This is a genomic window from Streptomyces sp. enrichment culture (assembly GCF_964273255.1).
Taxonomy (GTDB): Bacteria; Actinomycetota; Actinomycetes; order Streptomycetales; family Streptomycetaceae; genus Streptomyces.
In genome coordinates this window covers 4,886,686-4,900,046 of the sequence record NZ_OZ186835.1, presented here as the reverse complement: position 1 = coordinate 4,900,046, position 13,361 = coordinate 4,886,686, and the positions used below count along the sequence as shown (strand labels likewise).

The window sequence follows — 13,361 nt, the reverse complement described above, 5'->3', positions numbered from 1 at the left end:
CCCGCGGTCAGTCCACCAGGTCCCGCACCACCGCGTCCGCCAGCAGCCGCCCGCGCAGGGTGAGGGCCGCGCGGCCCTCCTCGTACGCGGCCGGGCGCAGCAGCCCGTCGCGCAGCGCCCGGCCGGCCGCCGCCAGGCCGTCCGCGCGCAGGAGCGACAGGGGCACGCCCTCCTCCAGCCGCAGCTCCAGCAGGATCCGCTCCACCCGCCGGTCCTCGTCCGACAGCAGCTCCCGCCCGGCGCCCGGGGACCGCCCCTGCGCCAGCGCCGCCGCGTACGCGCCGGGGTGCTTGACGTTCCACCAGCGCACCCCGCCCACGTGGGAGTGCGCGCCGGGGCCCGCGCCCCACCAGTCGGCGCCGCGCCAGTACAGCTCGTTGTGCAGGCAGCGCCCGGCGTCCGAGGCCGCCCAGTTCGACACCTCGTACCAGGAGAAGCCGGCATCCGACAGGGCCTCCTCGGCGATCAGGTAGCGGTCCGCGTGCACGTCGTCGTCGGTCATCGGGACCTCGCCGCGCCGGATGCGGCGGGCGAGCTGCGTGCCCTCCTCGACGATGAGCGCGTACGCCGAGACGTGGTCGGGGCCGGCGCCGACGGCCGCGTCCAGGGAGGCCCGCCAGTCGTCGTCGGACTCGCCGGGGGTGCCGTAGATCAGGTCGAGGTTGACGTGGTCGAAACCCGCGGCGCGGGCCTCGGCGACGCACGCCTCGGGACGGCCGGGGGTGTGGGTGCGGTCCAGGACCTTCAGCACGTGCTGCCGGGCGCTCTGCATGCCGAAGGAGATCCGGTTGAAGCCGCCCTCGCGCAGGGCCGCCAGGTAGGCCGGGTCGACGGACTCCGGGTTCGCCTCCGTGGTCACCTCGGCGTCGGCGGCCAGCCCGAACTCCTCCCGGATCGCGTCCAGCATCCGCACCAGGTCACCGGCCGCCAGCAGGGTGGGCGTGCCGCCGCCGACGAACACCGTGCGGACCTCGCGCGGGTCGTCCCCGAGCACCTTCCGGGCCAGCCGTACCTCGTCGACGAGCGTGGCGGCGTAGTTGTCGCGGGAGGCCAGCACACCGCCGGAGCCGCGCAGCTCGGTGGCGGTGTAGGTGTTGAAGTCGCAGTAGCCGCAGCGGGTGGCGCAGTACGGGACGTGCAGGTAGAAGCCGAGGGGGCGGCCGGCCGCCCCGGAGAGCGCGGGGGCGGGCAGGGCACCGTCGGCGGGGACGGGCTCGCCGTCGGGGAGTGCGGAGGGCATGTGCTCCATTGTCCCGCACCCGTGGGGTCACTCGGCCTGGAGCACCATCAGGGCGAGATCGTCCGCGGGCGGATCGTCCCCGAAGTCGTGCACGAGGCGGGTGAGGCGCTCCACCGTCGTCCCGGCGTCCAGGCCGGCGCAGCTCGCCAGCGCCAGGGCGAGCCCGTCCCCGTCGTCCAGTTGCCGCGAGCCGGAGCGCCGCTCGGTGACCCCGTCGGTGACGCAGAGCAGGGTGTCGCCGGAACGCAGCTCGAAGGAGTCGCTGCCGTACGTGGCGTCCTCGACGACGCCGAGCAGGGTCTGCGGCCGGGCCACCGTACGGACGGTGCCGTCGGGGCCTAGGAGCAGCGGCAGGGGGTGCCCGGCGGAGGCGACGGTGCAGCGGACGCCGCCGTCGACGGGGACGAGTTCGCCGTAGAGGAGGGAGAGGAAGCGGGTCTGGGGGCCGTCGCCGGGCGCGGTGGGGCGGGCCCCGGCGGCGACGAGGGCGCGGGCCGCGGCGTCGGCGGCCTCGGTGGCGTCGTCCAACAACAGCTGGTTGAGGCGGTCCAGGACGTCCGCGACGCGGTAGCCCTCGCGGGCCAGCAACCGCAGCCAGGGCCGGACCAGGCCGATGACGACGGCCGCCTCCGGGCCCTTGCCCTGGACGTCGCCGACCGCGAAGCACCAGCGGCCGCGGCCGGCCGGGAAGAGGTCGTAGAAGTCGCCGCTGGGTCCGCCCTTGTCGCAGGGTTCGTGGACGAGGGCGCTGCGCAGGCCCGGGATCTCGGCGACGGCGCCGGGCAGCAGCCCGCGCTGGAGCACGGAGCTGATGGTGGCCTGCCGGGCGTACTGGCGGGCGGCGCCGATGGCGAGCGCCACGCGCCGGCCGAGGTCCTCCACGAGTCCGGTGATCTCGTCGGGGAAACGCTCGATGCCGGCCCGCCCGATGACCAGGGTCCCCACGGACCGCCCGCCGGCGACGAGCGGGTAGGCGAGGGCGGTGCCGGACGCCCCGGCGCCCGGCGACGGGTTCGCGCCGGTGTCGAGGGCCTTGGCGGGCCACGGGTAGGGGGCGGGCCCGGGGCGTAACGGGTCGGGGAGCTGCGGCGGGTCGCGGTCCAGGGCCGCGCGCAGCTCCTCGATGAGGTGTTCGCCCGCGTGCCAGACCCGGGCCGGGCCGCCCGCGTGGGCGGCCCGGCCGCCGCTCCAGCCGCCGTGCGGGGTGACCTCGTCGGCCAGCCACACCGCGCACCAGTCCGCCAGCCGGGGCACGATCAGCTGGCCGGTGAGGGCGGTGACCAGGTCCTCGTCCAGCTGCCCGGCGAGCAGGTCGGACGCCTCGGCCAGGAAGGACAGCGCCCCGCGCCCGAGCCAGGCGCCGTCGGCGCGGCCCCGGCGGGCGGGCCGGTCGTCGGCGGGGAAGCGGGGGAATGCTGCGGTGCATTGGGTGCCGTGGGTGCCGGGGTCGCCGGGGGCGTCATGGGTGACCGGGGCGGCCGGGGCGCCGTGGGGGGCTTGGGGGGCGTGGGGGGCGTGGGAAGGGGTGCGAGGGGCGTGTGAGCGCCCGCCGGCCGGGGTGCCGGGGTGCCCCGGGCCGGTTCCGGCGTCCTGGGCCGGGTCCCCGGGCCGCGGGCTCGTTCCGGCCGGGGTCTGGGCGCCCGCCCCGGCCCGGGAGCCGTGCCCGGCGTCGTCACCGGCGCGGGGGTCCCCGCCGGCCCACGCGTCCTCGCCGGCGCGGGTGTCCCCCGGCTGCGGCTGCCGCTCCCCCGGCGCGTCCGGAGCCACGGGGGCGGCCGGGCCCCCGGGGGCGCCCGGCGCCTGCCGCGCGGGCGCCCGCGCCGGGCTCCGGTCGTGCGCCGGAGTGCGCTCCACCGCGTACGCCTCGACGCCCTCCGCCTCCGGTCGGCCGCCGGGCCGCAGCCGGGCCCACACCGTCTTCTCGCCGGGCCGGTAGGTCACGCCCCACACCTCGCAGAGCGCGGCGACCAGGCGCAGGCCCCGGCCGAACTCGGGGACGAGGTGCGGTGCCGTCTCCGGTTCGCCGTCGCGCGGGGGGCGCGCGGGGTGGCGGTCGCTCACCTCGACGACCAGCGCGCCGGTGCCGTCCTCCAGACGGCAGGTGAGCCGTACCTCGGTCCCGGCGTGGACCACGGCGTTGGTGACGAGTTCGCTGGCGATCAGTTCGGCGTCGTCGCCGGCGCGGGCGGTGAGGTGTTCGGTGCCGGGCAGCGCGTGCGCGGTCCACTCGGCGAGCGCCGCCCGCACCACGGCCCGGGCGGAGCCGGGCGCGAGGGGACTTCCGGTGAGCGTCGCGTCCGCCCGCGCGCACTCCGGCGCCTCACGGGCGCGCGAGGTGGTCTCCCGTTGGGTCGGAATGGCCCCCATGGGCAGCTCCCCGGGCAGTTCGTACGAAGACACGCCGATCGTTGCCGACAGGGTGACAGACCGACCCGGTCCATGAGCAAGGAGTTACCGAAGTGGACCGCCCGAACGGGGAACAGTGCTCGCCGGATGCTCAGGAACGGACAGAAGGGCGTTCGTTTCCGATCAGGATGCACAGCGAAGGGCGAGACGACGCGCGAGGCGGAGGGCAGGGCGAGACGAGCGGAGGGACGGGAAGGATGCCGTGCGGAGGGGGCAGCAGTGGGGCGGGGCCCCGGACCGTGCCGGTCCGGAGCCCCGCCCCGCTCCTGCATCAGGGATCACGCCTCGCGCGTGCCCTCGTACATCTCCTCGATGAGGTGCTTGTACTCGCGCTCCACCACGGGCCGCTTCAGCTTCAGGCTCGGGGTGATCTCGCCGTGCTCGACGTCGAGGTCGCGCGGCAGGAGGCGGAACTTCTTGATGGTCTGCCAGCGCTGCAGGCCCTCGTTGAGCTGCTGGACGTAGCCGTCGACCATCTCGACGGTGGCCGGGGCGGCGACGATGTCCGCGTAGGACTTGCCCTCCATGCCGTTCTCCGCCGCCCAGGCGGTGAGGGCGGCCTCGTCGAGGGCGATGAGGGCGGTGCAGTAGTTCCGGTCGGCGCCGTGCACCAGGATGTTGGAGACGTAGGGGCAGACCGCCTTGAACTGGCCCTCGACCTCGGCGGGCGCGATGTACTTGCCGCTGGAGGTCTTGATCAGGTCCTTCTTGCGGTCGGTGATGCGCAGGTAGCCGTCGGGCGACAGCTCGCCGATGTCACCGGTGTGGAACCAGCCGTCCTCCTCCAGGACCTCGGAGGTCTTGTCGGGCAGGTTGTGGTAGCCCTCCATGATGCCGGGGCCGCGCAGCAGGATCTCGCCGTCGTCGGCGATCCGCACCTCGGTGCCGGGCAGCGGCTTGCCGACGGTGCCGGTGCGGTAGGCCTCGCCGGGGTTGACGAAGGAGGCCGCGGAGGACTCGGTGAGCCCGTAACCCTCCAGGATGTGCACGCCGGCGCCGGCGAAGAAGAAGCCGATGTCCGGGGCGAGCGCGGCGGAGCCGGAGATGCAGGCGCGCAGGTTGCCGCCGAAGGCGTCGCGGATCTTGGCGTACACCAGCTTGTCGGCGATGCCGTGCTTCGTGCGCAGGCCGAAGGGCGCGCTCGCGGTGCCGGTGCGGCGGAAGTTGTCCTGGGTGACCTTGGCGTACTCGCGGGCGACCCCGGCGGCCCACTGGAAGATCTTGTACTTGGCACCGCCGCCGGCCTTCGCCTTGGCGGCCACGCCGTTGTAGACCTTCTCGAAGATGCGCGGCACGGCCGCCATGTAGGTCGGCTGGACCACCGGCAGGTTCTCGATGATCTTGTCGACGCGGCCGTCGACGGCGGTGACGTGGCCGACCGCGATCTGGCCGGAGATGAGCACCTTACCGAAGACGTGGGCCAGCGGCAGCCAGAGGTACTGCACGTCGTCGCCGTGGACCATGCCGGTGGCGGGGATCGCACGGGCCATGTAGGCCCAGTTGTCGTGCGGCAGGCGGACGCCCTTGGGGCGGCCGGTGGTGCCGGAGGTGTAGATGAGGGTGGCGAGCTGGTCCTTGGTGATCGCGGCGACGCGTTCCTTGATCAGCTCCGGTTCCTTCTCGAGCCGGGCCGCGCCGCGGCGCTCCAGCTCGCCGAGGGTGATCACGAAGTCGTCGGTCGCCGCGCCCTCCGGGTCGATCACCACGACGTGGGTGAGGTCGGGCAGCTCGTCACGCTTGGCGACCGCCTTGGCGGCCTGCTCGGCGTTCTCCGCGATGAGCACCTTGCTCTGCGAGTCGGACAGGATGTAGGCGGACTCGTCGGCGTTGGTCTGCGGGTAGACCGTGGTGGTGGCGGCGCCCGCGCAGAGGATGCCGAGGTCGGCGAGGATCCACTCGACCCGGGTGGAGGAGGCCAGGGCGACGCGCTCCTCGGGGTTCACCCCCAGCTCGACCAGACCGGCGGCGATGGCGCCGACCCGGTCCGCCGTCTGCTTCCAGGTCAGCGACTTCCAGTCGTCCGGGCCGGTGCCGGAGGCGGCCGGGACGGGGTAGCGGTACGCCTCCGCCTCCGGTGTGGACGCCACACGCTCCAGGAAGAGGGCCGCCACGCTCGGCGGACGGTTCTCGATCAAAGTCTGTGTGTCGCTCAAGACATCCTCCGGGGCCCGCTACGGTGCGGCTGGCTCAGTGCGGCTGGGTTCACTCGCACGCCGTTGTTTAACTCGCGAGTAACTATCGAGCACGGACAGAGTAAAGGCCGACCGCCGCCCGCGTAAGGGGCTGCGACCCGACACTTTTCACGGAGAGCTACCCATTCGACGCGCGGGGCCCGCCGCACTGGCGTGCGACGGGCCCCCTTTCCGCCCGATATGCGTAGTAACCCGCAGTAACCCCGGACCGGGCGTCCGGTTACTTCTTGCCCTTGCCCGATCCCCCGCCGTCGTCACTGGAGAGGACGGCGATGAAGGCCTCCTGCGGCACCTCCACGGAGCCCACCATCTTCATCCGCTTCTTGCCCTCCTTCTGCTTCTCCAGCAGCTTGCGCTTCCGGCTGATGTCACCGCCGTAGCACTTGGCGAGGACGTCCTTGCGGATGGCGCGGATGGTCTCGCGGGCGATGACGCGCGAGCCGATGGCGGCCTGCACGGGCACCTCGAACGCCTGCCGCGGGATCAGCTCCTTCAGCTTGGCGACGAGCCGCACGCCGTACGCGTACGCCTGGTCCTTGTGGGTGATCGCGGAGAACGCGTCCACCTTGTCGCCGTGCAGCAGGATGTCGACCTTCACCAGGCTGGAGCTCTGCTCGCCGGTGGGCTCGTAGTCCAGGGAGGCGTAGCCGCGGGTCTTGGACTTCAGCTGGTCGAAGAAGTCGAAGACGATCTCCGCGAGCGGCAGGGTGTAGCGGATCTCCACCCGGTCCTCGGAGAGGTAGTCCATGCCGAGCAGGGTGCCGCGCCGGTTCTGGCACAGCTCCATGATCCCGCCGATGAACTCGCTGGGCGCGAGGATCGTGGCCCGCACGACCGGCTCGTACACCTCGTCGATCTTGCCCTCGGGGAACTCGCTCGGGTTGGTGACGGTGTGCTCGGTGCCGTCCTCCATGAGCACGCGGTAGACCACGTTGGGCGCGGTGGCGATCAGGTCGAGCCCGAACTCGCGCTCCAGGCGCTCCCGGATCACGTCCAGGTGCAGCAGACCGAGGAAGCCGACGCGGAAACCGAAGCCGAGGGCGGCGGAGGTCTCCGGCTCGTAGACCAGGGCGGCGTCGTTGAGCTGGAGCTTGTCCAGGGCCTCGCGCAGCAGCGGGTAGTCGGAGCCGTCCAGTGGATACAGTCCCGAGAAGACCATGGGCTTGGGGTCCTTGTACCCGCCCAGCGGCTCCTCGGCGCCCTTGTGCTGGGTGGTGACGGTGTCACCGACCTTGGACTGGCGGACGTCCTTCACACCGGTGATGAGGTAGCCCACCTCGCCGACGCCGAGGCCGTCCGAGGAGAGCATCTCGGGCGAGTTGGTGCCGATCTCCAGCAGCTCGTGCGTGGCGCCGGTCGACATCATCCGGATCCGCTCGCGCTTGTTGAGCTGGCCGTCGACGACCCTCACGTAGGTCACGACACCGCGATAGGAGTCGTACACCGAGTCGAAGATCATCGCGCGGGCGGGGGCGTCCTTGACGCCGACCGGCGCGGGCACCTCGGCGACGACCTTGTCCAGCAGCGTCTCCACGCCCAGTCCGGTCTTCGCCGAGACCCGCAGGACGTCGTCGGGCTCGCAGCCGACCAGGTTCGCCAGCTCCTCCGCGAACTTCTCGGGCTGCGCGGCCGGCAGGTCGATCTTGTTGAGCACCGGGATGATGGTGAGGTCGTTCTCCATCGCCAGGTACAGGTTGGCGAGCGTCTGGGCCTCGATGCCCTGGGCGGCGTCCACCAGGAGGATCGTGCCCTCGCAGGCGGCGAGCGAGCGCGACACCTCGTACGTGAAGTCGACGTGCCCGGGGGTGTCGATCATGTTGAGGATGTGCGTGGCGCTCTTGTCGTGGGTCGGCGCCCACGGCAGCCGCACCGCCTGGGACTTGATGGTGATGCCGCGCTCGCGCTCGATGTCCATGCGGTCGAGGTACTGGGCGCGCATCTGCCGCTGCTCGACCACACCGGTCAGCTGGAGCATCCGGTCGGCGAGTGTCGACTTGCCGTGGTCGATGTGCGCGATGATGCAGAAGTTGCGGATCAGAGCCGGGTCGGTACGGCTCGGCTCGGGCACATGGCTAGGGATCGCGGGCACGCAGGGTCCTGATTCTTGAGGCGTCCGCATACGTGTGCTGGTGCGTCTGCGGTCTCGGGTCGGATCGTTACGTAGCTTCCATGGTCCCACGGGTGGGGACCCGGGACGGGTTTGGGCCACCGAAAGGGCCACTGCTAGTGTGGGGGGCTGTGTCTCGTGCCCTCTCAGCACGGGACACCGATCGGAAAATCACCCGGCACGGATTCGTGCGGCGCCGCATGCCCGCGGCACCGGGCGGCGCCGTGCCAGAACCTGTAGAGGCTCATTCGTGGCGAACATCAAGTCCCAGATCAAGCGGAACAAGACCAACGAGAAGGCGCGGCTGCGCAACAAGGCCGTCAAGTCGTCTCTGAAGACCGCGATCCGCAAGGCCCGCGAGGCCGCTGCCGCGGGTGACGTCGAGAAGGCCACCGAGTACCAGCGCGTCGCCGCGCGTCAGCTCGACAAGGCCGTCTCCAAGGGCGTCATCCACAAGAACCAGGCCGCCAACAAGAAGTCGGCGCTGGCGCAGAAGGTCGCGTCCGTCAAGGGCTGAACCACTCCTTTGATCTGATCGCCGGAAGGACCCGGGCGGGCCCTCTCTCATCCGCCCCCGACCGGCACCCCGAGCCCGTACGCGGCCTGCGTTCGCCACGCGGGTACGGGCTCAACGGCTTCACCGCAGGACCCCGTCCGCCCCCTTCCCCGGGGGGCCGGCGGGGTCCTTCGGCTTGACGGGGGTCCTTCGGCTCGGCGGGGGTCCTTCGGCTCTGCGGGTTCGGGTGCGCCCCGGAGGATCGTGGGGCGGGTACGCGGCCCGGGCGCTACGACCAGAACGCGTCGGCCGTGTCGATGTCCGCCACGCACTCGTCGAGGTCGGTGATCCTGTCACCGACGATGCGGAAGACGATGCAGCCGGCCTCGTCGATCCTGCGGCCCTGCCGCTCGGCCCGGAAGCGGTGGACGGCCACCGCGTGGCCCCGGCCGTCGACGAGGACGTGCTCCATGCCGGGTCAGGTCCTGCCGCGGGAGCGGGCCGCGCGGGCGATGGTGACGACCGCCTTCTCCAGGGCGTACTCCGGGTCCTCCCCGCCGCCCTTGACACCGGCGTCCGCCTCGGCGACCGCGCGCAGCGCCACGGCGACACCGTCCGGCGTCCAGCCGCGCGCCTGCTGCCGCACCCGGTCGATCTTCCACGGCGGCATGCCCAGCTCCCGGGCCAGGTCGGCCGGCCGGCCGCCGCGCGCCGCCGACAGCTTGCCGATGGCCCGTACGCCCTGGGCGAGGGCGCTGGTGAGGAGCACCGGCGCCACCCCCGTCGACAGCGACCAGCGCAGCGCCTCCAGCGCGTCGGCCACCCGTCCCTCGACCGCGCGGTCGGCGACGGTGAAGCTGGACGCCTCGGCCCGGCCCGTGTAGTACCGGCCGACCACTTCCTCGTCGATGGTGCCCTCGACGTCGGCGGCGAGCTGGGAGACCGCCGACGCGAGCTCCCGCAGGTCGCTGCCGATGGCGTCGACCAGCGCCTGGCAGGCCTCCGGGGTGGCGGACCGTCCTGCGGTGCGGAACTCGCCCCGCACGAAGGCCAGCCGGTCGGCCGGCTTGGTCATCTTCGGGCACGCCACCTCCCGCGCCCCCGCCTTGCGGGCCGCGTCCAGCAGCCCCTTGCCCTTGGCGCCGCCCGCGTGCAGCAGGACCAGCGTGATCTCCTCGGCGGGCGCCCCGAGGTACGCCTTCACGTCCTTGACCGTGTCGGCCGACAGGTCCTGCGCGTTGCGCACGACCACGACCTTGCGCTCCGCGAACAGCGAGGGGCTGGTCAGCTCGGCGAGCGTGCCGGGCTGGAGCTGGTCGGGGGTGAGGTCCCGGACGTCCGTGTCGGCGTCGGCGGCCTTCGCGGCGGCCACCACCTCCCGCACGGCGCGGTCCAGCAGCAGGTCCTCCTGGCCCACGGCGAGCGTCACCGGGGCGAGGGGGTCGTCGGATGCGTTCTTCCTGGCCATCGCGACCAGCATCCCACGCGCCACCGACAGCGGGGGCGGCCCCGGGGCGGCCGGGCCGCCGCCCTACGGCTCCTCGCGCCAGCCCTCCCATTCCCCGGCGAACTCGTCCAGCTCCCCGGGGTCCAGCACGCCGCGTTCGTCGCGCAGGACGACCAGCCACTGGGCGTCCTCGGCGTCGTCCTCACCCGCCAGGGCGTCCCGGACGACCAGCGGCTCCTCGTCGGTCCCGAACCGTTCCGCCAGGGCCTGGACGACCTCCTCCGCCGCGTCCCGGTCGGGCAGCACCAGCACATGTCGTACATCGCTCACACGAGTCATTGTCGGGCACGGCCCCGGCGGCCCGGTCAGGCCCCCCGCACCTCGGGCACCGCGGCCGGCTCGATCCCGAACCGCGTCCGGTACACCGCCAGCACCTCCGCGTCCCGCTCCAGGGTGCGCTCCTGCCGGGTGCCGTCCGGGGCCGTGACCGTGAGCCGCCGTCCGGCGAGGGTGATCCGGCCGCCGTCGTCGGTGAGCCGGGAGCAGACCAGGGAGCGGGTGAAGTGGGAGACGGGTGACGTGCTGTGCCACCACACCCCGGCGGTGAAGTCGCCGAGGGCCCGGGGCCGGACCTCCAGCCGGTAGACGGGCCGGCCGTCCACGCTCACGTCCAGGTCCGCCGCCTCGGGCGCGTCCCGGTGCCCGCCCCGCACCCCGGCCGCGTCCGGTGCCGCCACCGCGATCCGGAACGTGCCCCCGGGGTCGGCCTGGTCCCCCCGGTCCTGGAAGGCCAGGGGCAGATGGCAGTGCGCCCCGAACCCGACGTCGGCCAGCCAGTCACCGCCGTCCGCCGTCCGCACCCGCAGCGCGAGATGGTCGTAGGGGATGCCGAGCCGGCCCCCGTCCCCGTACACCCGCGCCGCGAGCAGGGTGACGTCGTAGCCGAGGGCGGTGAGCAACGCCCCGAAGGCGCCGTTGAGTTCGTAGCAGAACCCGCCCCGGCCCGCGTCCACCACCTTCTCGACGAGGCGCTTCTCGTCCAGCAGGATCTCCTCGCCGAGGTGCAGCGAGAGGTTCTCGAACGGCACGGTCCGCAGGTGCCGCAGGTGCAGGTCGCGCAGCGCCTGCGAGGTGGGCCGGGCAGGGTGCTCGGCGCCGAGGCGGGACAGGTAGGCATCGATCCTCGTTGCGTCCATGCCGACAGTCTTGTCCGTCCTCGGGCCCTGTTGAAGCCCGCAGACGATCTCATGCGATCACAATTCGACCATGGTCAATCATTCAACGCCCGTAAAAGAAAAAGAAAGCGCCATCCTTTCGCACTCCCCTGCCCGCTCCCTCTTCACCTCGTCCTCCATACACATATAAGCCAGTCATCCAGTATCCTCACCTTCCCGGGAACGCTTCCGTCGCTTCGAACGCATTCGGACGTCTCATTCCCCGGGCGCTGCGACGCAGCCGGAAGTACGGTCCTTTTCAGCAGGGGGGAGTGAAGAGGACGTGGAGGAACTACAGCCCGGCGATCCGTCGCACATGGGGCCGTTCACCTTGCACGCCGTCCTGGGAATGGGCGGAATGGCGACCGTCTACCTGGGCAGTCACCACGCCCGGCCCGGCGCGCGGGCCACACCGGCGGTCGTGAAGGTGCTGCGAAAGGACTGCCTCTCGGACGAATACCTGTTGCGTCTCTTCCGCCGGGAAATTCTCGCCCTGCGCGATATGGACGCCGAAGGAACGCTGGAAGTCATCGCGTCCGACCCGAACGGCGAACGCCCGTGGTTCGCGACCGAATACGTACCCGGCATGGACCTGCAATCGGTTCTTGACGCGCACGGTCCGCTCGACACCGCGCAGACCCTCGGCCTGGCGGGGGAACTCGCGCCCCTCCTGATGCGGCTGCGGAACAACAGGATCGTGCACCGCGACCTCAAGCCGTCGAACATCCTGGTCCTGGCGGACGGCACCCTGCGCCTCATCGACTTCGGGATCGTGCGCCGCCTGGACCACACCTGGACCTTGCCGACCCAGAACGTCGGCACCCGCGCCTACATGGCACCCGAGCAGATGCTCGGCATCGCGGACTACTCCAGCGACGTGTTCTCCTTCGGTCTGACACTCAGGTACGCGGCGACCGGCACCCCGATGGACCGGACCGACCTGGCCTCCCTGGACGGCACCGATCCCGATGCCGTCCACCGGCACCCGGGCGCCGGGCTGCCCGCCGACGCCCTCAGCGGGCTGGCAGAACCGCTGCGGGCGATCGTGTCGGCGTGCACCCGGCCGCATCGCGACGACCGCGTGACCGCCCCCGGCCTGCTCACCCTGCTCGCGGACCACCGCGTCCCGCCGCCCGACGGCACGGACGGCCGCGCCCCCTGGCTGCCCGAGGGCGCCCGGGACACGGTCCTGCGTCACCTGGAACGGGTCCGCTCCTTCCTTCCCGCCTCGGCCCGCTCCGGCCGCACCCCGTCCGGCTGGCTCCACCCGCTCGGCGGGCGCGCCCACTTCACCTCCCCCGTCGACACGGGCCGGGGCGTCGCCCTGTGCTCCCTCGACGGATCCGTCTCGCTGGTGGACGCCCTCGACGGACACCTGAAGTGGCAACGCGCCCTCGCCGCCCGCATCGAGCACACCCCTGCCGCCGACCACGGCCTGCTCTACGTTCCCTGCTCGGACCGCACGCTGGTCGCCCTGGACACCGCGGACGGGTCCACCCGCTGGGTCTACCCCGCCGGGAACAGCGGTCTCTTCGCCCCGGCCGTGACCGGTGACCGCCTGGTGGCGAGCGCGCGCGACGGGTCCGTCCACTGCGTCTCGGCGCGCACCGGCACCCGCCTGTGGATCAGCGACCGGGACACGGGACCGGTCTTCCACCGCCCCACCGTGGCCAACGACGTCGTGTTCGTCTCGGGCTGGCAGGGACGTCTGCGCGCCCTGTCCCTGCTCGACGGCACGGAGACGGCACGGCTTCCGCAGGTCCCGGATCCGGTGGGCGCTCCCGCACAGTCCCGGGGGACCCTCTTCGTCGCCGGCCGGACCGGCGTGCTGTGCGCCATCGACGCCCGTACCGGACGGGAGAAGTGGCGCATGGTGGACGGTCCACCCGTCCGCACCGGGCCCGTCCCCGGCGGTGACCTGCTCTACGTCGGGACCGCCCAGGGCACGGTACGGGCCCACTCCACGACGACCGGCCACCCGGTGTGGTGCTCCTCGAGCACGAAGCGCCTCACGTGTCTCCCCGTGCACCACGACGGCACCCTGTACGTCGGCACCGACGACACGCTGACCGCCTTCGACGCCTCGACCGGCACCGTCCGCTGGCAGCGCATCACCGAGGGGAGCATGCACGCGCCCCCGCTCATCGCCCACGACCACGCCTACATCGGGACCTGGAACTGCACGGTGCAGGCCGTACCCCTCCCCCCGCGCGGGGCCCGGTGAACCGGCCGGACACGGCACACCGCCGGGACGTTCCG

Annotated in this window: 9 protein-coding genes and 1 pseudogene; 2 read left to right on the top strand and 8 right to left on the bottom strand. The window is 72.7% G+C overall.

Going from position 1 to position 13,361, the window contains the following annotated elements:
- Positions 1 to 7: 7 nt before the first annotated feature.
- From hemW to lepA, 4 genes are all read right to left on the bottom strand, one after another.
- Positions 8 to 1,240, bottom strand: coding sequence for a radical SAM family heme chaperone HemW (gene hemW / locus ACSU53_RS21200; RefSeq protein ID WP_437029979.1), 1,233 nt, complete (start codon positions 1,238 to 1,240; stop codon positions 8 to 10).
- Positions 1,241 to 1,267: 27 nt separating this feature from the next.
- Entirely contained in the window at positions 1,268 to 3,607 is a 2,340-nt protein-coding gene (locus ACSU53_RS21195; RefSeq protein ID WP_437029977.1) for a SpoIIE family protein phosphatase, read from the bottom strand.
- 317 nt (positions 3,608 to 3,924) lie between these two features.
- Positions 3,925 to 5,799, bottom strand: a complete 1,875-nt coding sequence (locus ACSU53_RS21190) for an AMP-dependent synthetase/ligase (protein ID WP_437029975.1) — start codon at positions 5,797 to 5,799, stop codon at positions 3,925 to 3,927.
- A 259-nt stretch (positions 5,800 to 6,058) separates the two neighbouring features.
- Complete coding sequence (lepA, locus tag ACSU53_RS21185) at positions 6,059 to 7,927, bottom strand: translation elongation factor 4 (RefSeq protein ID WP_437029974.1); 1,869 nt, start codon at positions 7,925 to 7,927, stop codon at positions 6,059 to 6,061.
- A gap of 268 nt (positions 7,928 to 8,195) precedes the next feature.
- On the opposite strand from lepA, the gene rpsT reads away from it, so the two are divergent.
- Positions 8,196 to 8,462, top strand: coding sequence for a 30S ribosomal protein S20 (gene rpsT, locus ACSU53_RS21180; RefSeq protein WP_164334931.1), 267 nt, complete (start codon positions 8,196 to 8,198; stop codon positions 8,460 to 8,462).
- A gap of 268 nt (positions 8,463 to 8,730) precedes the next feature.
- Here the strand turns inward: rpsT and ACSU53_RS21175 are convergent.
- The 4 genes and pseudogenes from ACSU53_RS21175 to ACSU53_RS21160 form a co-directional block, all read right to left on the bottom strand.
- Positions 8,731 to 8,913 (bottom strand): annotated as a pseudogene (locus ACSU53_RS21175) (nuclear transport factor 2 family protein); the annotation flags it as partial.
- A gap of 6 nt (positions 8,914 to 8,919) precedes the next feature.
- Positions 8,920 to 9,909: a DNA polymerase III subunit delta gene (gene holA / locus ACSU53_RS21170; RefSeq protein WP_437029972.1), complete on the bottom strand. Its 990-nt coding sequence runs from the start codon at positions 9,907 to 9,909 to the stop codon at positions 8,920 to 8,922.
- Between the two features lie 63 nt (positions 9,910 to 9,972).
- Positions 9,973 to 10,218: a hypothetical protein gene (locus tag ACSU53_RS21165; RefSeq protein WP_437029970.1), complete on the bottom strand. Its 246-nt coding sequence runs from the start codon at positions 10,216 to 10,218 to the stop codon at positions 9,973 to 9,975.
- A 35-nt stretch (positions 10,219 to 10,253) separates the two neighbouring features.
- A complete protein-coding gene (locus ACSU53_RS21160) occupies positions 10,254 to 11,084 on the bottom strand; it encodes an arylamine N-acetyltransferase family protein (RefSeq protein ID WP_437029968.1) in 831 nt (276 codons plus the stop codon).
- Positions 11,085 to 11,418: 334 nt separating this feature from the next.
- On the opposite strand from ACSU53_RS21160, the gene ACSU53_RS21155 reads away from it, so the two are divergent.
- Complete coding sequence (locus ACSU53_RS21155; protein ID WP_437033318.1) at positions 11,419 to 13,326, top strand: outer membrane protein assembly factor BamB family protein; 1,908 nt, start codon at positions 11,419 to 11,421, stop codon at positions 13,324 to 13,326.
- Positions 13,327 to 13,361 lie beyond the last annotated feature (35 nt).